The 22,140-nt window shown below is 69.1% G+C and carries 17 protein-coding genes and 1 tRNA gene; 8 read left to right on the forward strand and 10 right to left on the reverse strand.

Annotated elements, in window-relative coordinates:
- Window positions 1–16: 16 nt before the first annotated feature.
- The 6 genes from nth (at window position 17) to copM (ending at window position 6,990) form a co-directional block, all read left to right on the forward strand.
- The gene (nth, locus tag EU555_RS25905) at window positions 17–787 is read left to right on the forward strand and encodes an endonuclease III (RefSeq protein WP_245524498.1); all 771 of its coding nucleotides are present in this window, start codon (window positions 17–19) and stop codon (window positions 785–787) included.
- Window positions 788–829: 42 nt separating this feature from the next.
- Window positions 830–1,261 (forward strand): hypothetical protein, encoded by a 432-nt coding sequence (locus tag EU555_RS25910; RefSeq protein ID WP_135418236.1) that lies wholly within the window; start codon window positions 830–832, stop codon window positions 1,259–1,261.
- Between the two features lie 89 nt (window positions 1,262–1,350).
- Window positions 1,351–3,075 carry an efflux RND transporter periplasmic adaptor subunit gene (locus tag EU555_RS25915; protein ID WP_135418238.1) on the forward strand — a complete coding sequence of 575 codons (1,725 nt, stop codon included), beginning with the start codon at window positions 1,351–1,353 and terminating at the stop codon, window positions 3,073–3,075.
- Window positions 3,076–3,087: 12 nt separating this feature from the next.
- Window positions 3,088–6,219, forward strand: a complete 3,132-nt coding sequence (locus EU555_RS25920; protein ID WP_135418240.1) for an efflux RND transporter permease subunit — start codon at window positions 3,088–3,090, stop codon at window positions 6,217–6,219.
- Between the two features lie 28 nt (window positions 6,220–6,247).
- Window positions 6,248–6,625 carry a hypothetical protein gene (locus EU555_RS25925; protein ID WP_135418242.1) on the forward strand — a complete coding sequence of 126 codons (378 nt, stop codon included), beginning with the start codon at window positions 6,248–6,250 and terminating at the stop codon, window positions 6,623–6,625.
- Window positions 6,625–6,990 carry a CopM family metallochaperone gene (gene copM / locus EU555_RS25930; protein ID WP_135418244.1) on the forward strand — a complete coding sequence of 122 codons (366 nt, stop codon included), beginning with the start codon at window positions 6,625–6,627 and terminating at the stop codon, window positions 6,988–6,990. The genes EU555_RS25925 and copM overlap by 1 nt, the downstream gene beginning before the upstream one ends.
- Before the next feature lie 131 nt (window positions 6,991–7,121).
- Here the strand turns inward: copM and EU555_RS25935 are convergent, their stop codons facing one another.
- The 8 genes from EU555_RS25935 to EU555_RS25970 all read right to left on the reverse strand — a co-directional run bounded on the left by EU555_RS25935 (window position 7,122) and on the right by EU555_RS25970 (window position 15,247).
- Window positions 7,122–7,928, reverse strand: coding sequence for an inositol monophosphatase family protein (locus EU555_RS25935; RefSeq protein ID WP_135418246.1), 807 nt, complete (start codon window positions 7,926–7,928; stop codon window positions 7,122–7,124).
- 55 nt (window positions 7,929–7,983) lie between these two features.
- On the reverse strand, window positions 7,984–8,889 hold the full coding sequence (locus EU555_RS25940) for a dihydrodipicolinate synthase family protein (protein WP_135418248.1): 906 nt from the start codon (window positions 8,887–8,889) through the stop codon (window positions 7,984–7,986).
- A gap of 4 nt (window positions 8,890–8,893) precedes the next feature.
- Window positions 8,894–9,823, reverse strand: coding sequence for an NAD(+) diphosphatase (gene nudC, locus EU555_RS25945; protein WP_205820993.1), 930 nt, complete (start codon window positions 9,821–9,823; stop codon window positions 8,894–8,896).
- Window positions 9,824–9,947: 124 nt separating this feature from the next.
- Entirely contained in the window at window positions 9,948–11,645 is a 1,698-nt protein-coding gene (locus tag EU555_RS25950; RefSeq protein ID WP_135418250.1) for a methyl-accepting chemotaxis protein, read from the reverse strand.
- Between the two features lie 245 nt (window positions 11,646–11,890).
- Window positions 11,891–12,304, reverse strand: a complete 414-nt coding sequence (locus tag EU555_RS25955) for an HIT domain-containing protein (RefSeq protein WP_135418252.1) — start codon at window positions 12,302–12,304, stop codon at window positions 11,891–11,893.
- Window positions 12,305–12,313: 9 nt separating this feature from the next.
- On the reverse strand, window positions 12,314–13,156 hold the full coding sequence (locus EU555_RS25960) for a universal stress protein (RefSeq protein ID WP_135418254.1): 843 nt from the start codon (window positions 13,154–13,156) through the stop codon (window positions 12,314–12,316).
- Between the two features lie 108 nt (window positions 13,157–13,264).
- Window positions 13,265–14,557, reverse strand: a complete 1,293-nt coding sequence (locus EU555_RS25965) for an MFS transporter (protein WP_135418256.1) — start codon at window positions 14,555–14,557, stop codon at window positions 13,265–13,267.
- A gap of 147 nt (window positions 14,558–14,704) precedes the next feature.
- Window positions 14,705–15,247 carry a gamma-glutamylcyclotransferase gene (locus EU555_RS25970; RefSeq protein ID WP_135418337.1) on the reverse strand — a complete coding sequence of 181 codons (543 nt, stop codon included), beginning with the start codon at window positions 15,245–15,247 and terminating at the stop codon, window positions 14,705–14,707.
- A 222-nt stretch (window positions 15,248–15,469) separates the two neighbouring features.
- Between EU555_RS25970 and EU555_RS25975 the strand changes: the two genes are divergently transcribed.
- Complete coding sequence (locus EU555_RS25975) at window positions 15,470–16,606, forward strand: DUF2125 domain-containing protein (protein WP_425375154.1); 1,137 nt, start codon at window positions 15,470–15,472, stop codon at window positions 16,604–16,606.
- Between the two features lie 130 nt (window positions 16,607–16,736).
- Window positions 16,737–16,826: transfer RNA gene (locus tag EU555_RS25980), tRNA-Ser, on the forward strand.
- Between the two features lie 79 nt (window positions 16,827–16,905).
- Here EU555_RS25980 and EU555_RS25985 read toward each other — a convergent pair.
- On the reverse strand, window positions 16,906–17,817 hold the full coding sequence (locus EU555_RS25985) for a tyrosine-type recombinase/integrase (RefSeq protein WP_167858665.1): 912 nt from the start codon (window positions 17,815–17,817) through the stop codon (window positions 16,906–16,908).
- 1,306 nt (window positions 17,818–19,123) lie between these two features.
- Complete coding sequence (locus EU555_RS25995; protein WP_135418263.1) at window positions 19,124–21,850, reverse strand: bifunctional DNA primase/polymerase; 2,727 nt, start codon at window positions 21,848–21,850, stop codon at window positions 19,124–19,126.
- Window positions 21,851–22,140: the final 290 nt, after the last annotated feature.

Here is a 22,140-nt window from a genome sequence, read left to right on the forward strand (position 1 = left end):
GCAATATAAGGCGCGCATGACTCGCCGGAAGCAGGCCGCCCCCGACAAAATCACCGCACCTGCCGAGGTGGGGCTTGCGAAGGCAGGGCCCGCGAAGGCGGGGCTTGTGAAGCCCCTGACCGCCCGCGCGACCACGCCGGAGCCGGTCGACGCCGCGACCCTCGCCGAGATCTTCGCGCGGTTGAGCGCCGCCAACCCGGAGCCGCGCTCCGATCTCGACTACCTCAACCCCTACACGCTCCTCGTCGCGGTGGTGCTCTCCGCCCAGGCAACCGACAGGAGCGTCAACCTCGCCACCGCGCCGCTCTTCGCGCGCGCCGACAACCCGGCCGCGATGCTGGCCCTCGGCGAGGAGACGGTGCGCCACCACATCCGGACGATCGGGCTGTTCAACACCAAGGCCAAGAACGTCATCGCGCTCTCGCGCATCCTGATCGAGGAGCATGGCGGCGCGGTGCCGCGTATCCGGGAGCACCTGGAGGTGCTTCCCGGCGTCGGCAGGAAGACCGCGAGCGTGGTGCTCAACGTCGCCTTCGGCGAGCCGACCATCGCGGTCGACACCCACATCTTCCGGGTCTCGAACCGCGTGCCGCTGGCGCCCGGCAGCACCACCGACAAGGTCCAGGCGGGGCTGGAAGCGATCGTGCCCGAGCCCTACCGCCTCAACGCCCATCACTGGCTGATCCTGCACGGGCGCTACGTCTGCAAGGCGCGCAAGCCCGAATGCTGGCGCTGCCCGATCGCCGACCTGTGCCGGTACCCGGACAAGACGCCCGGGACAGGTTGAGGGCCGGCTTGCCCGCGTCTCCGAATCTGGTATCCTTGCGTCATGATGATGCCCCGCCCTCTCGCAAGGCTGCTCGCCGCGGTGATCGTGATGATCGCCGCAGGCGTCGGCGCGTCGGTGGTCGGGGCGTCGTCGGCCCAGGCCCATCAGGGCCATGCGCATCAGGGGCACGCCCACCACGCGACCTCCGTCGACGCGCCAGCCGCGACGGCACCGGTCCTCGCCGAGGCGCGCATCGCCGCGGAGGGTCCGCGCCGCATCCTGGCCGCTTCGGACGAGGCACCGGCTGCGCGTCCCTGCAACGGGCTGTGCTGCCTCATGAGCGCCTCCTGTTGCGTGCCCGGGCTGTTGCCGGACGGTCTGGCGGCGATTCCAGCCCTCACCGTCGCCCGGCGCCTGATGGCCGGCGAGGACGCGTTGCCCGCCGGCATCGTGCCGGATTCCCCCGCCCGACCCCCAAGACCCTTCGCCTGACGCCCGCGTCCCGCGCCGACGCGCCGCCCTGACGGGTGGGGTCGCCCGCGGGCGCGCAAAGCTGTACGCTCGCGAAGGTTCCCTCCCCGATGTCTCCGTTCCGGTTGACGGCCGCGCCGCGTGCGTGGGCCGTGGCGCTCGCCCTGTCGGCGCTGCCGTTCCTCTCGCCCCTCGCCCGCGCCCACGAGGGCCACGACGACGGCGCCCCGAAGGCGCCGATCTCGAAGACCATCGCGCCGCGGGGCGCGGCGGCCTCCGCGGCCTTCGAACTCGTGGCGATTCCGAAGGGCGAGGCGATCGTCTTCTATCTCGACCGCTTCGCCACCGGCGAGCCGATCACCGACGCCACTCTGGAGGTCGAGACGCCGGCCGGCCCCGCCACGGCCGAGGCCGCCGCGGACGGCAGCTACCGCCTTCCCGCGCCCTGGCTGGTCAAGCGGGACCCGAAGGACGACCATCTCGACCTCGTCGTCACGGTGACAGCCGGCGCCGACGTGGACGTGCTGCCTCTCACGGTCGCGCTGCCGGCGGCCGGCGCACCGGCCGCCGAGGCCGGGCACGCCGAGGAGGGCTGGCTCCACCGGCTCACCGAGCTCCTGACCGACCGGCTCGCCGCGCGCGACCCGGGCGCCGGCCTCGCCGCGGCCGGGGGCTTTTTGCTGGGCCTCGCCGCCATGGGGCTGATGCGGGCCGGGCGCCGGGTGCCCGTCCTCGCCGTGCTGGTGCTCGCCGCCACGCTCGTGCTCGGCGCCGCGGCCTTTGCCCACGAGGGCGATCATCCGGAGAGCCGCATGGCCTTCGCACCGCCGCCCGCCGACCTCGCCCAGCGCCTGCCCGACGGGGCGGTGTTCGTGCCCAAACCGACCCAGCGCCTGCTGTCCCTGCGCACCGTGATCGCGGCCGAGGACAGCTACCGCCGTACCGTCTCGCTCCCCGGCCGCATCATCCCGGACCCGAATGCCAGCGGCGTGGTGCAATCCTCCGTCGGCGGGCGCCTGGCGCCGCCGCCTTCCGGCACCTTCCCGCGCCTCGGCACGAAGGTGAGCCCGGGCGAGGTGCTGGCCCTCGTCACCCCGCCGGTGCAGCGGGTCGACCAGTCGGACATGCGCCAGCGCCAGGGCGAGCTGGACCAGCAGATCGCCATCGTGCAGCGCCGGGTCGACCGCTTCCTCAAGCTCGCGCCGAGCGGCGCGGTCTCGCAGGTGCAGCTCGAGGAGGCGCAGGACGAGCTGAAGGGCCTGAAGGATCGCCGCACCGCCCTCGACCGCATCCGCCAGGAGCCCGAGGTGCTGGTCGCTCCCGTGGGCGGCGTGATCGCCGAGGCCGCGGCGGTGGCCGGCCAGATGGCCGCTTCCGGCCAGATGGTCTTTCAGATCGTCGACCCCGGAAAGCTCTGGGTCGAGGCGCTGAGCTTCGACGCCCTGACGCCGGCGTCGGATGCCACCGCGCGGCTTGCCGACGGGCGCAGCCTGCCGCTGGCCTACCAGGGCGCGGGGCTCGCCGACCGCAACCAGGCGATCCCGGTCCAGTTCGGGATCCGGGGTGGGTCCGAGGGCCTGCGGGTCGGGCAGTTCGTCACCGTGCTCGCCGCGACCGATACCGAGCAGCGCGGCCTTGCTGTGCCGCGGGCGAGCGTGGTGCGCACCGCCAACGGCCAGGACGTCGTCTACGCCCACACGGCCGCCGAGCGCTACGAGGCCAGGCCCGTGCGGGTCGCGCCCCTCGACGGGACCCGGGTCCTGGTCGAGGCCGGGGTGAAGCCCGGCACCCGCGTGGTGGTCCAGGGCGCCGAGCTGCTGGACCAGGTCCGGTAGGGAGAGACCCCGATGTTCTCCGTCCTGGTCACGCAGTCGCTGCGCAATCGCCTCCTGGTGCTGGCGCTGGCCCTCGTGCTGGTGCTCTACGGCGCCGTCAGCCTCACCCGGCTCCCGGTCGACGTCTTTCCCGACCTCAACCGCCCGACCGTCACCATCATGACCGAGGCCGAGGGCTACGCGCCCCCGGAGGTCGAGCAGATGGTGACCTATCCGATCGAGACTCGGCTCAACGGCCTGCCGGGCGTGACCCGGGTGCGCTCGGTCTCGGGCGTCGGCCTGTCGGTGGTCTACGTCGAGTTCGCCTGGGGCACCGACATCTACCGCAACCGCCAGCAGGTCGCCGAGCGCCTGAGCCTGGTGCAGGACCAGCTCCCCCGCGGGGTGACGCCCCAGATGGGGCCGGTCTCCTCGATCATGGGCCAGGTGCTGCTGATCGCGGTCACGGGCGAGACCCTGTCGTCGATGGAGCTGCGCGAGACCGCCGACTTCGTGCTCCGCCCCCGCCTCCTCAACCTGCCGGGCGTCGCCCAGGTGATCCCGATCGGCGGCGAGGTGCGCCAGTTCCGGGTCGCCCCGAACCCGGCGGCAATGCGGGCGCTCGGCGTCACCAACGCCCAGCTCGAGGCGGCGCTCCAGCAATTCGGCACCAATGCCGGCGGCGGCTTCACCGACCAGTATTCCCGCGAGTACCTGATCCGGAACATCGCCCGCACGATGAGCCTGGAGGACTTGGCGGACCTGGTGGTGGGCGCCGCCAGCAGCGCCCCGGTACGCCTGCGGCAGGTGGCGGAGGTCTCCTTCGCCCCCAAGGCCAAGCGCGGCGAGGGCGGCTACCAGGGCCGGCCGGCGGTGCTCGTCTCGGTCGAGAAGCAACCGGACGTCGACACCGTGGCGCTGACCCGCACCATCGAGGCGGCGCTCAAGAACATCGCGCCCTCCCTCCCCGCCGGCATCGTGGCCGACCGGATCCTGTTCCGCCAGGCCGACTTCATCGAGACCTCGATCGGCAACGTCGAGCGGGTGCTCGTCGAGGCGATCGCCGTTGTGGCGCTCGTGCTGTTCGCGTTCCTCTTGAACGTCCGCACCACCCTGATCTCGCTGACGGCGATCCCGGTCTCGATCCTGACCACCGCGCTGGTCTTCCACCTGCTCGGGCTGTCGATCAACACCATGACGCTGGGCGGGCTCGCCATCGCCATCGGCGAGCTCGTCGACGACGCGGTGGTCGACGTCGAGAACATCTTTCGGCGGCTTCGCGAGAACCGGGCCGCCGGGAACCCGCGCTCGGTCTTCGACGTGGTGGTGGCGGCCTCGAACGAGGTGCGCTCCGGCATCGTCTACGCCACGGCGATCATCGTCCTGGTCTTCGTGCCGCTCTTCGCCCTGTCGGGCATCGAGGGGCGGCTCTTCGCGCCGCTGGGCCAGGCCTACATCGTGTCGATCCTGGCGAGCCTCGTCGTCTCGATCACCGTGACGCCGGTCCTCGCCTCCTGGCTCCTGCCCGGCCTGAAGAGCCTGGAGGAGCACGAGAGCCGCTTCATCCGCTGGCTCAAGCGCGGCAACGAGGCGGCCCTGCGGGCGGCGTTTCGCCACCAGCGCCTCCTCGCCGGCGCGGTCGCCGGCCTGGTCGTGGCGGCGGGGCTCGCCGCCTCGCAATTGCCGCGGGCCTTCCTGCCGCCCTTCAACGAGGGCTCGTTCACCGTGACCATCGCCTTCACCCCCGGCATCTCGCTCACCGAGAGCAGCCGGGTGGGCGCCGTCGCCGAGCGGCTGCTGATGGAGATTCCCGAGGTTGCGGCGGTCGGCCGCCGCACCGGCCGGGCCGAGCTCGACGAGCATGCGGAAGGCGTCCACTCCTCCGACCTGGAGGTGGCGTTGAAGGGCGGCGGGCGGCCGAAGGCGGAACTCGTGGCGGAGATCCGCCGGCGCCTCGCGGCGCTGCCGGTCTCGGTCAATGTCGGCCAGCCGATCTCGCACCGGCTCGACCACATGCTGTCCGGCGTCCGGGCCGAGATCGCCCTGAAGATCTTCGGCGAGGATCTCGATGCCCTGCGGCGGGTGGCGGCCTCGTTGCAGGAGCGGATGCGGACGATCCCCGGCCTCGCCGACCTGCAGGTCGAGAAGCAGACCCGGATCCCGCAGCTCGAGATCCGGGTCGATTACGGGCGGGCGGCGCTCTACGGGGTGCAGCCGGCGGCGCTCGTCGAGCAGATCAGCCGGCTCTCCAACGGGCGCCTGGTCTCGACGGTGGTCGACGGCACCCGCCGCTTCGACGTGGTGCTGCGCCTCCCCGAGGCGCAACGCACCACCACGGGTCTCGGCGACCTCCTGGTCGAGACGCCGTCCGGCTGGGTGCCGGCGCGCCAGCTCGCCGACATCCGCGAGACCGACGGGCCGAACCAGATCCTGCGCGAGGACGGCCGCCGGCGCCTCGTCGTGATGGCGAACACGACGGCAGAGGCCGACATGGGAGCGATCGTCGCGGGCATCCGCCGGGCTGTCGACGCCGAGACCCTGCCGCCCGGGGCGTTCACCAGCCTCGAGGGCACCTTCCAGGCGCAGGAAGAGGCGAGCCGCACCATCGGGGCCCTGTCGCTGGTCTCGCTCGGGCTGATCTTCGCGCTCCTCGCCAGCCGCTACCGCTCCGCCGTGCTGGCGCTGATCATCCTGGGCAGCGTGCCCCTCGCGCTGATCGGCTCGGTGGCGGCGCTCTGGCTCGCCGGGCAGCCGCTCTCGGTCGCCTCGATGATCGGCTTCATCACGCTCACCGGCATCGCGGCCCGCAACGGCATCCTGAAGGTCAGCCACTGCCTGAACCTGGCGCTGCACGAGGGCGTGCCGTTCGGGCCGGACCTCGTGGTTCGGGGCAGCCTCGAGCGGCTGACCCCGGTGCTGATGACGGCGCTTTCGGCCGGCGTCGCCCTGGTGCCGCTGCTGACCGATGGGGCGAGCCCCGGCAAGGAGATCCTGCACCCGGTCGCGGTGACGATCTTCGGCGGGCTCGTCAGCGCCACCCTCCTCGACGCGGTGCTGACGCCGGTGCTGTTCCTGCGCTTCGGCCGCCGCGCCCTGGAGCGCCTCCAGGCTTCGCGCGAGACCGCCAAGGCCGGCGGCGCGCCGGTCTCCGCGGAGGCGTTCTGATCTCCCCCCCTCAACCAAGGAGAACCTGATGCTGATCCAGAGATGTCTCACCGCTGGCGCCGTGCTGGCACTGCTGCCGGTCTGGGCGACCGGCGTCTATGCCCATGACGGCACCGGTCATCGCGGCGGGCGCGTCGCGGATGCCGGCCCCTACCACATCGAGCTGGTGACGAAGGACCGCACCGTCGAGGTGTACGTCTATGACGCCAAGGAGAAGGCGGTGGCGCCGGCCGGGTTCAAGGGCACGGCGATCCTCGTCGTCGGCGGCAAGCCCGCCCGCGTGACCCTGACGCCGGCCGAGGCGCGGCTCACCGGCGAGGCGGAGGTGCCGGTCGGGACGAGCCCGAAGGGCTTGGTGCAGATCACGGGGCCGGACGGCGCGGCGGCGAGCGGGAGGTTCAACTGATGGCTGGCGTCACTGCTCGGGCGTTCGCCGCCCTGCTCCTCCTTGCCGCGACGGGTGCCGCGGCGCACGACCATTCCCACCCCGTCACCGGCCCCGCCGCCGGCGACAGTCCCGCCACCAAGGCCTACCGCGCGGTCGACGCCCGGATGCACCGCGACATGGCGATCCGCTACACCGGCGACGCCGACATCGACTTCGTGCGCGGCATGATTCCCCACCACGAGGGGGCGATCGGCATGGCGAAGATCGTGCTGGAGCACGGGACGGATCCGGAGGTCCGGGCGCTCGCGGAGACGATCGTCCGGGCGCAGGAGGCGGAGATCGCCCAGATGCGGGCGATCCTGGTGCGGAAGGGCGCGAAGTAGCGCGGGCCTTCGGAAAAGACGCGCCTCTCCCCTCTCCGAAACGCGAGCGGGGAGTCCGGCGCCTGTCTTGTCCGACGCTTTCGCCGGACAGCGGGCACGTCGTCTGCGGCGAGCGGAACACCCTCCGGAGTTCACGCCCGCCGCGACTCCTCCCCCAGCCGGCGCAGATCCGCCACCACCGCCGGGGTGCCGGCGTAGAGCAGGCCGCCGGTGAGCATGTCGTCGGACCCGGTATACTCGGCAACGCCGCCGGCCTCGCGGACCAGCAGCAGGCCGGCATAGCAGTCCCAGGCATTGATCGACGGATCGTAATAGCCGGCGAGGCGGCCCGCGGCGACGTAGGCGAGCATCACGGCGCCGGAGCCGTTGCGGAACATCACGCCGCCCTCGCGGTAGAGGCCGTGCACGAAGGCGGCGGCTTGCGCCGCCGGCGTCTTCTGGGTGGCCCCGAAGGCGACGTTGGACGAGGTGAGCACCGTTGCGGGATCGAGGCGCAGGGGCTTGCCGTTCAGGGTCGCGCCGTGGCCGCGAAGGGCCGCGTAGGTCTCGCGCAGCACCGGCGCCTCGATCACGCCGGCCACGAGCCCGTCCGGCCCCCGCACGCCGATCGACACGCACCAGTTCGGCTGGCCGTTGAGGAACGGGCTGGTGCCGTCGATCGGATCGACCACCCAGGTATAGCCGGACCGGCTCGGGACCGGGTCGTGCTCCTCGCCGATCACCCCGTCCTCGGGAAAGGCCTCCGCGATGCGCGCGCGGATCAGGAGCTCCACCTCCCGGTCGGCCTGGGAGACGAGGTCCTGGGCCCCGGTCTTCTGCTCGATCACCAGCGCGTCGCGGGAGGAGAAGAAACGGAGCGCCGTCTCGCCGGCCGCGCGCGCGATCGCGAGGGCGGCGTCGTGGCGCGCGGCGGCGGCCCGGGCGGTGTCGGTGGTCATGCGGAAAAGTCCTCGTGATCGGGCAGAAAACCGGCTTCCTACACGGCCGGTCGTCTCAGTTGCGCGACGATGCGTCCGGAGTGCCGCCCGTGACCTCGGCCAGCGCCGCCGCGATCGCCGCGCGCGCCTCCGGCGAGGCCGGGCTCTGGGGCGGAACGGGATCGCCGACGGCGTAGCCCTGCATCGCGAGCGCCGCCTTGACGCAGGCGGCGAGGTTGTAGCGGGCGAAGACCTCGTTGAAGGTCCAGACCCGCTTCTGCAACGCCACCGCCTCGCGCCAGCTCTCCTGGCGGCAGAGGCGGTAGAGCGCCAGGCACTCCCGCGGGATGACGCAGGCCGGGCCGGCGAACCAGCCCTTGCCGCCCAGCATCATCACGCTCGCGGCGATGTGCGAGGAGGCGGCGAAGACGTCAAGGTCGTCACCGACGCGGTTGAGGATCGAGAGCAGGCGCCCGGTATTGGTCGAGGCGTCCTTGATGCCGACGATGTTCGGATGGCGGGCGAGCCGCGCGATGGATGCCACCGACAAATCGGCGCGCTGGAAGTTCGGGTTGGTGTAGAGGATGATCGGCAGGTCGGTGGCGTCGGCCACGCTCAGGAAGTAGCGCTCGACCTCCGGCTCGGTGAGCGGGAAGTAGGCGTCGAGGATCAGCACGATCCCGTCCGCCCCCGCCGCCCGGCAGGCCTTCGCCTGCGCGACCGCGCCGCGGATCGCCGTGGAGGCGACGCCGGGCAGCACCGGCACCCGGCCCGAGGCGGCCGCCACCACCGCCGCCACGGTCTCGCGCTTCTGCCCCTCGTCGAGATAGGCGAACTCGCCGGTGCTGCCGAGCGGCGTCAGGCCGTGGACGCCGCCGGCGATCAGGTCGTCGCAGAGCGAGGTCATCACCCCGGTCTCGACGCGGCCCTCCGCGTCGAGCGGCGTGACGAGGTACGGGATGATGCCGTGAAACCGCGCCATCCCCTCACCCCTCCGCGAAGGTGCGCACCAGGGCGTTGGCGATCGCCATCGGGGGCGGGGTCATCAGGCCGTCCGGATGGGTGCGGGCGAGCATCTGCCGGACCTCGTCGCGGGTGAACCAGCGGGCATCCTCGAGCTCGGTCCGGTCAAGCACCAGGGCGTCGCCGTCCGCCTCGCCCTCGCAGCCGATCATCAGCGAGGACGGGAACGGCCAGGGCTGCGAGAAGTGGTAGCGCACCGCGCCGACCCGCACGCCGGCCTCCTCGAAGGTCTCGCGCCGCACGGCGTCCTCGATGGTCTCGCCGGGCTCGAGGAAGCCGGCGAGGCACGAATAGACCCCCGGCAGGAACCGGGCCTGGCGGCCGAGCAGGCAGCGTTCGCCGTGCGTGATCAGCATGATCACCACCGGGTCGGTGCGCGGGAAATGCTCGGTGCCGCACGATCCGCAATCGCGCCGGTAGCCGCCGCAGGACAGGGTGGTGGCGTTGCCGCAATTGGCGCAGAAGCCGTGCCGGGCGTGCCAGCCCAGCAGCGACTTGGCGGTGGCGAGCACCCCCATCTCGGGCGCCGGCACCGCTCCCTCGACCGCGACGGCACGGGCGTCGATCACCCGGTAGGCCGGATCCTCGCGGTAGAACGCCGCCGCATCCGCCGGCAGGGCGCCGGCGAAGGCCGGCCGGCCGCCGACCCGGCCGAGAAAGAGCTCGGGCGACGGCGCTCCGGCCCGCTCGGCGTCCCGAGATGACAGCAGGCAGGTCGCGCCCGCCTCCGTCACCCGCAGCACCGGCACGTCGCCGCAGAACAGCAGCAGGCTGGCATCCGGCGTGTCGGCCAGGCGCGGGGTCGGGCCGCTGCGCTCGGCGGAGTGGCGCTCGAGCAGGCTATGCGCGTAGCCGAGGCGATCGAGGGAGACGGGCAAGGCTTGGGTCCTCATGCAGCATCGTGCGGAGCCCGGCGCGGCCCCTCGCGTCGATGCCAGCATGGGCAGGCAAAATGATGCAAAAGCAAGGCGCTCCACGGGGGAGCGCCCTGCTCTGCGCGCATCCGGCGCCGGTGCGTCAGGCCGCCCGGATGGAGGCGAGGAAGCGGGTGACCTCGGCCGCGAGGTGCTCGGACTGGCGCGACAGCTCGGAGGCGGAGGTCAGCACCTCCCCGGCGGCGGTGCCGGTCGCCTCGGCGGCGCTCGCCACGCCCGCGATGTTGCTCGTGACCTCGCCCGCGCCCGTCGCCGCCTGGGCCACGTTGCGCACGATCTCCTGGGTCGCCGCGCCCTGCTCCTCGACCGCCGCCGCGATGGTCGTCGCCACGGCGTTGATCTCGCGGATCCGCCCGGCGATGCCCGCGATCGCCGTCACCGTCTGGCCGGTGGCCCCCTGGATGCGCGCGATCTGCTGCCCGATCTCCTCGGTGGCGCGCGCCGTCTGGGAGGCCAGCTCCTTCACCTCGGCGGCGACGACCGAGAAGCCGCGGCCCGCCTCGCCGGCCCGCGCCGCCTCGATGGTGGCGTTCAGCGCCAGAAGGTTGGTCTGGCCGGCGATCGACGAGATCAGGCTGACGACGTCGCCGATCTTCGCGACCGCGGCGCTCAGCTCCTGCACCAGGGCGGCGCTCCGGTCGGCCTCCCCCACCGCGACCTGGGCCATGCCGGCGGAGGCGCTGACCTGCCGGCCGATCTCCTGGACCGAGGCGCCGAGCTCCTCGGCCGCGGCCGCGACCGTGCCGACGTTGGAGGCGGCCTCCTCCGCCGCGGCCGCCACGGTGCTCGACTGGCCCGCGGTCTGGGTCGCCGTGACCGTCATCGCGCCGGCGGTCGCCTGGAGCTCGGTCGCCGAGGCCGAGACCCGCCCGACCACGTCGCCGACCGCGCGCTCGAACCCGTCGGCGAGCTCCATCATGGCGCGGCGGCGCGCGATGGCGGCGGCCTCGTCGGCGACGCGCCTGACCTCGGCCTGCTCGGCGGCCTTCTGCGCCACCATCGCCTTGATGCCCTCGACCGCCTTGCCGATCTTCCCGATCTCGTCCCCGCGCTTCGCCTCCGGGATGTCCGCCGCGATCTCGCCCTGAGCCATCCGCTCGAGCACCGTCACCAGCCGGCCCATCGGGCGGGTCACCCCCGCCACCGCGATGGCGCCGAGAAGGCCGAAGGCGATCGCGAGGCCGGCGGCGGCGAGGCCCGTCACGGTGTCGGAGGCGGAGGCGGCAAGCTCGCCCGCCCGCACCTTCGCCGCCTCGAGGTCGTGCATGTTCGCCTCGACCCGCTTCTCGACGGCCTCGACGGCCTTCGCGCGGGCAGGACGGACCTCCGTCGCGGAGAGCCGGGCGGCCTGCTCGTTCTGGTTCTTCAGGCCGAGGGCGATCGAGCGTTCGGCAAGGACGAAGAAGGAGGTCAGCTGACCCTTGATGCCCTCGTACGTCGCCCGCTGCGCGTCGGTATCGGCCAGGGCGATCAGGCGGTCGACGGCCGCGAGGGCCCTCTGCTTGGCGCGCTTGTAGAGCTCGTGCTGCGCGGCCATGGCCGCTTCCTCGGTCTCGATGATGATGTTCTTCTCGAAGATGACCGCCTCGTCCACGGCGAGCGCCATCTGCTGGGCGACGATGGCCCGGGTGGCCGTCACGTCCACGATCTGCTGCGTGTTCGTCGCGAGCAGGGCGAGCCTGTCGCGCGCGAGGACCACGATGCCGGCCGCGACCAACGCGACGAGCACAGCCGGAACGGCCAGTTTGACGAGCAGCCGGAGATTGGTGAACCACGCCATGACGCTTGAATCGCAGGGGGTCGATGCTGGATGTCCGTTGCAGGCCCCACAGCAACGACTGTAATCAAACTGTCATGGATAGCCTTAACGAGAAAATAATCCGCTCAAATTAACAGTAATCCCTCGCTTGATTGATTGCGGGGCTTGTCGGCGCCAGAACTGCGCGGGGATGCGCGGCGCCGCCGCCGGAGCCCGTCGCGCCGGCGCGCCCGGTCGGTGCCGCGGCCGCAGGGACCGGCGGCCTCTCACGCCGCCGCGAACAGGGCGCGGGCGCGCTCGACGAGCTGCGCCGCCGCATGCGCCGGATAGGGCTCGCGGGTGCCATGCCCCCAGACCGGCCCGGGCCAGGCCGGGTCGGACCGGAACCGCCCGATCACGTGGACGTGCATCTGCGCCACCACGTTGCCGAGCGCCCCGACATTCACCTTGTCGGGCCTGGCGAGCCCCTGCATCACCCCGACCGCGAGGCGGGTCTCCTCCATCAGGAGGGCGGCGTCCTCCCGCGACAGGTCGGTGAGTTCCGAGACGCCGTCGCGGCGCGGCACCAGGACGAGCCAGGGGAAGCGCTTGTCGTTGAGCAGCAGCACGCTCGACAGGGCGAGGTCGCCCAGCGCGATCGTGTCGGCGGCAAGCCGCGGGTCGAGGGCGAAGTCGGTCATCTGTGTCCGTCAATGCGCCATCAGCACCGGCATGGTGGCGTGGGCGAGGATGTGGCTGGTGGCGCCGCCGAAGATCATCTGGCGCAGGCGGCTCTGGGTGTAGGCGCCCTTGACCAGGAGGTCGCAGCCGATCGCCTCCGCCTCGGTGAGGAAGATCTCGCCGGCGGTACGGCGGCCCGCCGCCAGGGTGCGCCCCTGCGCCGACAGGCCCTCGCGGTTGAGGGCGGCGGCCAGCTCCTCGGCGCTCGGTCCCGGCACCATGCCGGCATCGACGCCGAGCACCTCGATCCGGGTGGCGGCGCGCAGGAACGGGGCCGCGAAGGCGACCGCGCGGGCGGTCTCGGTCGAGCCGTTCCAGGCGATCACCACGGTCTCGCCGATGCTCGCCGGCGCGGTCGGCGGGGCGATCACCAGGGGGCGGCCGCTCTCGAACAGCACCGCCTCGAGGGTGGTCATCCGGGGCGCGTTCTCGCCGCTGCCGGGCCGGCCGACCACGGTGGCGGCGAACAGGCGCGCGTGCTGGGCGAGGAAGCCGTCGCCGGGGGCCGCGTCCGGCAGCCAGCGCCAGCGCGGTCCGTTCTTTCCGATATCGGCGCTGTCGCGGGCGATGCCGTGCCGCTCCATCGCGGCGGCGAAGAGCCCGCCGCAATCGCGTGCCTCGACGAGGTCGGTCTCCTCGTCGCGCACCCAGGTCATGCCCCCGACCATGTCGACGGGAACGTACTCGGCGAGGGCCGGCCGCAGGCCGAACCCCTCGATGCTGGCCCCGAAGCGGCGGGCGGTGAGGACGGCGGTGTCGAGGACGGAATCGAGCAGGGTGTGGCGGGCGACCGGAACGAGGAGCGTCTTCATGGCGGCGCACTCAACTCAGAGGCCTCGGGGACGAGCGCCGCAATAGCATCACGCCCGCGTCCAGCCTGTCCAGGGGGGCGCGCCTTCGACGCTCGTCGCTCCCAAGGATCACGGCCCCGCCTGCGCCCCCACCGCCGCTTCCGCAGGCGTGTCCTCCGCAGGCTTGGCCTCCGGGGGGTTGGCCTCGCTGCAGGCCGCCCCCGCCCCGTCCTGGCCGCCCGGCGCGCAGGTCTCCTCGAGCCACAGGGCCATCATGAGGGCGAGCCCGGCGGGCAGCGCCAGGGCCAGGAAGGCCCAGGTCCAGCCGAGATGGAGCGCGAGCAGCCCCCCGACCCAGCCCGAGAGGGCGCCGCCCACCCCCTGCACCGCCGCGACGGTGCCGAGCGCCGTCTGGGTGCGGCCCGAGCCCCAGGTCAGGTCCGCCACCACCACCGGCACCGCGACGCCGATGACGCCGGAGGCGACGCCGTCCAGCACCTCGGCGAGCACCAGCCAGTACGGGTCGGTCAGGAAGGCCGAGAGCAGGGCGCGGGCCGGCAGCACCGCGCAGGCGACGAGGAGGAGCTGGCGCCGCCCGCGCCGGTCGGCGAGGGATCCGGCGAAGAGCGCGACCGGGATCATCACCGCCTGTGCGACGATGACGTAGCGGGCGGTCCAGCCGGTGCCGTCCTGGCCCGCCGCCACCAGCTTCTGGCCGAGCAGGCTCAGCATCGAGCCGTTGGCGAGATTGAACAGGGCGAGCGCCGCCGAGAGGATCAGGAGGCGCCGGTCGGCCAGGACCTTGAGGATGGCGGACCGCTCCGGGTTGTCGTCCGGGTCGTCCTCCTTCCAGCCGACGGCGCGCCGGCCGTTCCAGGATTTCTTCGGCGTCGTGACCGCCGCCACGATGGCGCAGGCCGAGAGGCCGCCCAGCACCCAGAAGGCGATGCTCGGGCCGGTATAGGGCGTGCCGAAGCTGATCGCGAGGGCGGCCCCCAGGATGCCGACGTGGTTCCAGGCCTGGTTGCGGCCCTGCTGTTTCGGGAAGGCCTGCTTGCCGACCATGCCGAGGGTCAAGGCCGTCACCGCCGGCACCACGAGCGTGCCGCCCGCCGCGGCGATGAACTGGGCCGCCAGCACCGTCAGGAAGGCGCGGGCCGGCAGCAGCAGCAGGGTGCCGACCAGGATCGCCGCGCAGGCGGCCGCGATCAGCAGCCGCGGCCGGCCGAGGCGGTCGACGAGGGCGCCGAGCGGGCCGCTCAGCCCCAAGGTGGCGAAGCCCACGATGGTGGTGACGAGCCCGACCTCGCCGGGGCCCCAATGCGCGGCCTGCGCCAGCCAGGTGCCGAGGAAGGGGCCGAGCCCGCCCTGGATGTCGCCGACGAAGACGTTGATCAGGGCGAGATGGGTGGTGGGGTTCATCAACGCGGAGGCGCTCCGGCTTGCCCGGTGGGGTTCTGGCCCGTCCGAGTCTCTCAGGGCCCAGACGGACTAACGCACCTGAACCGGAAATGATCGCATTGGGCCGATCCACCGCCGCGCGAGCGCGCACCGGGATCTGGCCCCGCCTCAGGGGCTCGGCACGAAGCAGGCGGCGGCGAGGCGGGCCAGCACCGGGTCGGGGATGCCCATGGCGACGAGCTGGTCGTGGGTGTGGCGGACGTAGTCCGGGTTGGCGCCGGAGCGCCCGAGTCCCTGCCGCACCAGCCGCACCAGCTCGGCCTCCGGCAGCCGCCCGGCATATTGCGGATGCCGGCGGTCGACGAGGTAGGTGACCGCCCGGATGCGGCGCCCGTCGTCGAGGGTCACGCCCAGCACCCGCTCGACATAGACCGCCGTGACCTGCTCGCGCTCGCGCAGGTAGGCGAGCGTGCCGGCGGCCTCAGGCCCCGCGACCCGGAACGCCATGCCGCGGCAGGAACCGCCGCGGTCGAGGCCGAGCACCAGGCCCGGCCGCTCCGGCGTGCCCCGGTGGACATGCGAGAGCACGCAGAGCGAGCGGTGATAGCCGCGCAGGCGGCCGGGCCCGCTCTCGACGAAGGGGAAGCCCGGCCGCCACATCAGCGAGCCGTAGCCGAACACCCAGAGATCCGACGGCTCCGCCGCCCCCATCGCCATCAGCCCCGCCCCCTTCCGGCAAAAGTCCCGGCGCCGCGGCCTCGCGAGCGCGCCTCGCTTTTGCGGTCTCTCCCCCGATCGCTCGCCCGATCTCTTGCCCGGTCGTCTTGCCCGGTCGTCTTGCCGGCACGATCTCTTGCCGGGCGCGGCCGGTAGCAGCTACGGGGACGCGGTTCAATCCGGACGGCCAGGTCAGGCCGCCGCAGAGCCGGGATCATGCCGATGAACCAAGCGCCGACGAACGCGACGCCGGGGACGGCCGAGGGACCCAGCCGCAGGCCCGGCCTGCGCCTCGGCCTGTTCGCGCCGTTCGTGCTCCTCGTGCTGCTGGCCCTCGCCTGGACGGCGGGCTGGTTCTGGCTGCGCGGCCGCGCCGAGGCCGAGATCGACGGCTGGTTCGCCCGCGAGGCGCAGGCCGGGCGGCAATGGACCTGCACGGACCGCTCGCTCGCCGGCTATCCCTTCCGGTTCGAGCTGCGCTGCGCCACGCTGGGCTTCGCCCGCTCCGACGTCCGCTTCACGGTCGGCCCGGTGGTGGCGGTGGCCCAGGTCTACCAGCCGCGCCACGTGATCGTGGAGGCGACCGGACCGTTCCGGGTGCAGCAGGACGCGCTCGCCGCCGACGTGACCTGGAGCGGGCTCGAGGCGAGCCTGCATGTCACAGGCGACGGGTTCCAGCGCGCCTCCCTGGTCGTGGACGGGCTGAAGGGCACGGTCAGTGGCGCCGACCCCTCGCCGATCGATTTCGCGACCGGCCATCTCGAGCTGCACGCCCGGCCGACCCCCGGCCGCTTCGCCACCGACGGCGCGGTCGACCTGAGCGCCCGGGTGATGCGGGCGAGCCTGCCGCTCCTCGACCCGGTCCTCGGCGGAACGGAGCCCGCCGACCTCGCCCTCGACGCCACGGTGACCCGGGCGGCGGGCTTCCGCACCCGCCCCCTGGCGCAGGAGCTGGAGCGCTGGCGGACGGCCGGCGGCACGGTCGAGATCGCCAGCCTCGCGGCCGAGAAGGGCAGCCGGCGGCTGCGGGCGCAAGGGGTGCTCGCCCTCGACGAGCAGCACCGGCCGGCGGGCCAGCTCGACGTGCGCACCGCCGGGCTCGAGCAGGTGATCGCCCCGCTGATCAGCGAGCAGCTCGGGGCGCGGCTCGGCGGCGACGGCGCGGCGCTCGTCGGCAACATCGTCGGCCAGTTCCTCGGCGGGCGCCGCAAGGAGCCGGCACCGGGTCCGGACGCGCAGGACCGCCCGGGCGATCCGCCGCTCAAGGTGCTGCCGACGGTGCGGCTCACCGGCGGCCGGGTCGTGGTCGGCCCCTTCGCCGTGCCGAACGTCCGCCTCGCGCCCCTCTACTGAGGCGCCGTGCGGCCGGCATCCCGGCCGCTGCCGCATCCCTCGCGTCGCCTTCGTGTTTCCGGCAAACCCGGCTTGTGGAACGGCGCGGACCCGTGCTAATGCCCCGCCTGCGCTGGCGACGGCGCGCCGCGGAGAGGTGGCAGAGCGGTTGAATGCACCGCACTCGAAATGCGGCATGGGCGCAAGTCCATCGGGGGTTCGAATCCCTCCCTCTCCGCCAGTCCGTTTCCAAGTCTCTGCCTCAGCAGGGTTTTTATGGAGCACTGGCTAACCGAAATGGTAGGTTAGCCACTCAGCGTTCACGCTTTCGTCCCAAGGCGTCCCATAGCTCGTTTTGCTAAGCCACGTCGGCCTGCCGCGCGGGTGTAGCGTTCTACCTCCTTGAGGGTCTGATGGCCCGTGACAGCCATAATCTCGTGAGGGCTGCAGCCCGCGTCGGCTAGTCTCGTGGCGGCTGCCTTTCGGAGTCCATGTGGTGAGCAGCCGGCGGGTAGCCCTACCTCACGAACGCACTCGTGGAACCAGTTGGTGAAACCAGGAGCGGTGAAAGGCTTGCCTTGCGCGGTGACCAGGAAGGCTAGGTGCTGCGTAGGCGTCGCATCTAAAACGCGCTGCAGTTCTGGGTGAATGGGGATTCCGACTTCCACGCCCGTCTTCTGCTGTCGAAGCGTCAGGACACCATCACTGATGTGCTGAGGACCCATCCGGACCACGTCTGAACGCCGCTGAGCCGTGTAGAGAAGTAGAGCGAAGGCAAGTCGAGCACGCGTGCCAATTCGAAAATGCATCTCGAACCGAGCGATGTCAGTTTCGGACCAGGTGTAGAAGCCATCAGTCTTGACCGGGATCTTCTTCACACCCTGAGTTGGATCATCTTGTCGCAGGCCCTCTTCCATCGCAAGCTGCATAAGTGCGCGTATGCGGTCGAGCAGGTTGTTCGCTGCGGAAGGCGTTTCTTGCATCGATCTGACGATGTGCCGGACGTGCTCGCGTTTGAGGGTTGCGGCGCTCTTGTCGCCATGTGCTTCGCGAAAGCGTTCGAGGATGCCGCGGTACGTATTCTGAGTTGAGGCAGCCAACGTCCTAAACGCCGGCGTAGTGTAGTAGAGCGCAATCAGCCCTGAGATGCTGCCAGGCGCCGACCGTGCGGTTCCAGTAGGCCTGTTGGCTGTTGTTGGCTTGCCCTCGAGAGCAGCCCGATAGGCTTCCATGTAGGCGTGCGAGCCTGGCAGACCCGGCAGTGGCGTCCGGGGCTGTTTACCCCGCCGGAAGTAGTGGCGTTGCGTACCGTGCCTATCAATGTAGGAGTGGATATATCGGAGCTTGATTCGGCTCATTGGAAAACTCCATTCCACTCGTTTTCGGCTTCGCGGTTAGAGCAGAGCCGGTCGAATGCTGCGTCGAGCTGACGAATGCACCAAAGGACACAGCCGTTGATGCGAGTCGGTTCCGGCATAATGCCCTGCTTAACCCAGCTCAGGAAAGTCGACTCGCTGACATCGAAGTAGGCAGCGGCTCGCTCAGCTCGCATGGCGCGCCGGTTTGACACATGTCCTACGCTCGAGCTTTTTTGCCGCGTCATAGAGACCGTACCACTTGCTTGACGTGGCCAACGTGTCCGCGGATGACAGTCTGTCGCTTGACCGAAAACAAGATGCACGACGTATTAGTGCACCATTTCACTACAACGCCTTGACACGCTGTTGAGAAAGATTCGTTTATAAGCGAATCTTGGGCCTGAACTGCGCCTGGCTTGGGATTTGAGTCATACGACATGACGATTTCCAGAAATGTTGACCATGAAAATGGCCGTTCAGAGACGAGCTAATTGTAAAAGCCCATCAAGCGCGTAATCAGTCACCACAATTGTGCCTAGTGACGCGCAGTTTCTTCTGCATAGATGGAAATTTCTCATCAATAATATGCAAAACAGTGTCGTTGGGCGCTACGTGAAGGGCTATCTATCATACTCGATAGCCTTGCTCGAGAATGATAGCGTCTCTGTCACTCAAATTCTTACCGCTGCATCCTTTGTGGTGCGGGCACGTAGAGGGAATCTTCCGTCAGATCTTTAACTCATATGGCGATTCAACGCGTCCCTTGATTCTCACACAATGGATCAGCGAGCCATACGCAGCAAGGAAGGGCTCAGAAGCACGTCCACCATGCCGTGCTGATGGACGGTAAGGTGGACCTAAAATCTACAGCAATCTCAGGGATTTGACAGCTCGCGTCCAGGTGGTCCAGATAGTCCAGACTTTTAGAGAAATTTAGATACCGACTCACAGAAGGCATCTCCTGCGATATCTACTCTCGCGCAGAGGAAGTGCACTAAGAACCTGGACCATCTGGACCTGCGGCCAAGAGCCTGAAGAAGTTAGGACTTTCTGGCCTCGCATTTCGAGTAGGTCCGGACGGGATCTGGACCCGACCGCGCCCAACCATGAAGGAGAGGCGCCCGCAGTACGTGCGGAGTGCCTCTGTACCCAACCTCGTCTATCTTTTGCCTTTGCGTCCTCACGCCGCGTCGCTGGCAGGAGCCTGGTCGTTTGCCGGCGAGGGTAGTGTGATCCCCTCAACAGGCTTGTCGTCGGACGTAGAAGGCTTCCGGGTTGCGAACAGACCGCGCGCCTCGAGGCACTCCGCCCAACAGAGAACTGGTTCAGGCTTCTCGGTGTCCTGCTCGAAGCTGATACCGTACCGTGCCTTGAACGCGCTCCTCAGCTCAGAGAGGGGTGGAAGCACGTAATGCCGCGCGCGCTCGCCGCCGTGCTTGGCGCCTGGGCGCGTTGGTGCGGGAAGCTGCGGTATCATCCGCCTGAGGAACTGCCCGAACACATTCGGCGTCACCTGGCCCCCCCGGTACTGAGGAACGAAATCGTTGAAGCTGTCGCGGAGAGTCGCCGCCGGCACCTCGAGCGGCTGGTTATCCTGCCATTCCAGGTCCTCTCGATCAGGGACGTGCCCGTCCATAAGCATGCTGTAGAACCAGCGCTCGTCGGGCCGGAGCCCCTCCTTGATTTGATCCACCAGCCCAGCCGTCCGCGGTGGCTTGCGCAGGACCGCCTCGTCGAAGTCGTACGAAAGCAGATCGTGAACCATGGCAGCTGCACCGCCGTCGCGCATCTGCTTGTCGAGCGCACCGAAGTAACTTGTGTCCTGAGCCTTACCAGACCCAACATCGAACACCATGAAGCGCCGCTCACCGTGCCCAGCCGGAACAACCCAGTCGTTGTTCGAGATGACGAGCAGACGCGAATAATTTTTCACCTCCTCAGCGTCGATACCCTTTCGCTCGAGCATTATGTCGTCGCTGGTGATGAAATCCTTAAGCATGCCTTCGACCGAGTGGTCTCCCGCCCAGTACGCTTCTTCCATAACGACGAGGATGGCCTCTCCAAAGTGCGAGTTGAACTGGCCTGTGAGATGGCGTGGGTTGGAGATCTTTCTTGCGTGCTTGTCGCCGATGATGCGGCGTAGCCAATCAGCGACGATTGACTTGCCGCAGCCCTTGACGCCGCGCAAAACGACCGCTGAGCCGAGCTTGCGGCCTGGCTGTTGTAGCAGTTGAGCGATCCAGCTCAGCAGTGCCCGGTATAGGATCAGGCTCCCATGGCAGATGTTATCGAACAAATGGGCCTGCATTAGCGACCAGTCACCAGGCATCGGGTTTATGCCTAGACCAGAATAGGTATTGAACACGGAAGCATCGTGACGAAGACTAGGGTCGAACGTCTTTTTCTCGTACTGTCGACGCCGATCTGACTCAATCCAGACATCAAATCCAGCCTTCACTTTCGTGTTCTTGTTGCCCTTCCGATCCGCTACCTCAACGGCATACTTGTAAGGAGCGAGCGCATTCCGCGCATCCTGCTGCCGTACGAAGCGCGTGTGGTCGTTCTCCTGTATCAGGAAGCGCATGGCATCGCCCACCCAAACGACGGCGGTGATTCGGTTGAGTGCGTCGATCAGCTCCTGATAATCGTCAAATATGAAGTTGCGCTCTTCATTGCCGGCAGATTCACTGTTGCAAATGTACTCGCGCGCCTGCTCGATTCTCCTGTCCAGGTACTCGTCTGAGAGATACCGCGCGTAGTTTTCACGCTCCCTTTTTACTGGGGCTCGCTCAACCGTAGACCGGAGCGTCGCCTTGAGCACGCCGGCCGGTGCTTCTGTGCCCTGAAAGCGGAAGTAAGCACAGGCCGCCTCGTTGATTGTCGAGTCGAAACCTCGCTGACCCTCACCGTCGCCAATTAGTGCGAGCTTCTCGGCGATTTCAGGGATGGTCGCAGCAGCGTCCACCATTTCCAGAACCGATACATTCTTATGAGACTTTTTTTCCTTGCTCCGACTTGGCGCCTCTACCGCAGCAGTGCGCGCCTTCGTGGCCGAAAAAGCGAGGTCCTGCAACCACTGCGGAGCACGAGCGATTTCGATCTCCGCCACTGATCGACCGCTCGCGAACATGTAGAGGTTACCTGACACTCCACGGCTTGGTGGTGCTACGACATATCCACCGTCCGCTCGCGTATCGAGCCCCTCACCTAGAGCACTTGCTGTATTCCTAAGATCGCATCCCTCGGGCCATCTGAAGTAATAGTGCTCACCACTGGAGTGCGTGATAACGTGAGCTGTGTCTGGCAGAGCACCGTACTTTGCGATCAGGTCATCAAGGCTTTTCTTACCCTTTGGACCATCGACATCCAAGACCCAGATTCCGCTGCGTGGGCCCGTAGCAATGCCGATGTTTGCACGCGGCCAGCCCCCGTGCTTCTTCGTGAACCATCGATGGATCTGTTCGGGACTGCTGGTCGCACCGTCCTTCCACTGCACCAGCGGCTCTTTACCTGGACTGGGACAGAGCCGCGGCTCCCTGCCGTCGCGGACAGCGCATTGGCGGTAATAACGGTTCCTTGATGACTCCCACGAGCCATCCTCGCCCTGGACTACAAAATCGACAGGGAAGATCTGGAATCCCAGCTCCGCGTACTTGAGGGCGAAGTCCAGGTTGCCCTTAGCTGTAGCAGCACTTTCCTTGAAAAAGAGATTGTTGGCGGTTGTCATTGTTGAGGCTTTCAGACCGACGGCAGCCATTTCAATTGAATTAGCTGGCTTTCCGTCAGGATTTTGTCTGAAGCGCGATAGGCCGCGCAAGTCTACAACAATTCGATCAGAACTGATCAAATGATGCGACAGAAGCAAAGACTTATAAGCGAGCGCGTCTCGGCTCTCGAAAGCGAGCAACCGTTATCACGCAACACTATGCATGCCACTCTTCGAATAGAGATGGCAAATTACTAATGCTTTGCAGGAAAACGAGACGGCATCTGCCGCGCCTCGTGGTGCAAGCTTCTACGTGCGAAATGAGTGTTGGTCAAGCGGTTTGTTCCCGAATGTTCCTGCCTCGGCGGGCTCGGCAACGCATGGCAACGAGCCTCCTGCAGCGCGTCCCTTGGCACCTATGCCTTCAGGTTCGTAGCGAACTAAATATCTTGGGGCGAGCGACCAACATTTTGGCCACCAGGCCACTCTGG

The sequence above is a fragment of the Methylobacterium nonmethylotrophicum genome, from assembly GCF_004745635.1.
Lineage (GTDB): Bacteria > Pseudomonadota > Alphaproteobacteria > Rhizobiales > Beijerinckiaceae > Methylobacterium > Methylobacterium nonmethylotrophicum.

Bases quoted from the DNA above. Each gene is read 5' to 3' on its own strand.
- EU555_RS25970 (WP_135418337.1), bottom strand. From the start codon at position 15,247: ATGGGGGCGGCGGAGCCGTCGGATCTCTGGGTGTTCGGCTACGGCTCG.
- EU555_RS25920 (WP_135418240.1), top strand. From the start codon at position 3,088: ATGTTCTCCGTCCTGGTCACGCAGTCGCTGCGCAATCGCCTCCTGGTG.
- EU555_RS25925 (WP_135418242.1), top strand. From the start codon at position 6,248: ATGCTGATCCAGAGATGTCTCACCGCTGGCGCCGTGCTGGCACTGCTG.
- EU555_RS25910 (WP_135418236.1), top strand. From the start codon at position 830: ATGATGATGCCCCGCCCTCTCGCAAGGCTGCTCGCCGCGGTGATCGTG.
- EU555_RS25955 (WP_135418252.1), bottom strand. From the start codon at position 12,304: ATGACCGACTTCGCCCTCGACCCGCGGCTTGCCGCCGACACGATCGCG.
- nth (WP_245524498.1), top strand. From the start codon at position 17: ATGACTCGCCGGAAGCAGGCCGCCCCCGACAAAATCACCGCACCTGCC.
- copM (WP_135418244.1), top strand. From the start codon at position 6,625: ATGGCTGGCGTCACTGCTCGGGCGTTCGCCGCCCTGCTCCTCCTTGCC.
- EU555_RS25940 (WP_135418248.1), bottom strand. From the start codon at position 8,889: ATGGCGCGGTTTCACGGCATCATCCCGTACCTCGTCACGCCGCTCGAC.
- EU555_RS25935 (WP_135418246.1), bottom strand. From the start codon at position 7,928: ATGACCACCGACACCGCCCGGGCCGCCGCCGCGCGCCACGACGCCGCC.
- EU555_RS25960 (WP_135418254.1), bottom strand. From the start codon at position 13,156: ATGAAGACGCTCCTCGTTCCGGTCGCCCGCCACACCCTGCTCGATTCC.
- EU555_RS25975 (WP_425375154.1), top strand. From the start codon at position 15,470: ATGCCGATGAACCAAGCGCCGACGAACGCGACGCCGGGGACGGCCGAG.
- EU555_RS25965 (WP_135418256.1), bottom strand. From the start codon at position 14,557: ATGAACCCCACCACCCATCTCGCCCTGATCAACGTCTTCGTCGGCGAC.
- nudC (WP_205820993.1), bottom strand. From the start codon at position 9,823: ATGAGGACCCAAGCCTTGCCCGTCTCCCTCGATCGCCTCGGCTACGCG.
- EU555_RS25915 (WP_135418238.1), top strand. From the start codon at position 1,351: ATGTCTCCGTTCCGGTTGACGGCCGCGCCGCGTGCGTGGGCCGTGGCG.
- EU555_RS25950 (WP_135418250.1), bottom strand. From the start codon at position 11,645: ATGGCGTGGTTCACCAATCTCCGGCTGCTCGTCAAACTGGCCGTTCCG.
- EU555_RS25985 (WP_167858665.1), bottom strand. From the start codon at position 17,817: ATGGAAGCCTATCGGGCTGCTCTCGAGGGCAAGCCAACAACAGCCAAC.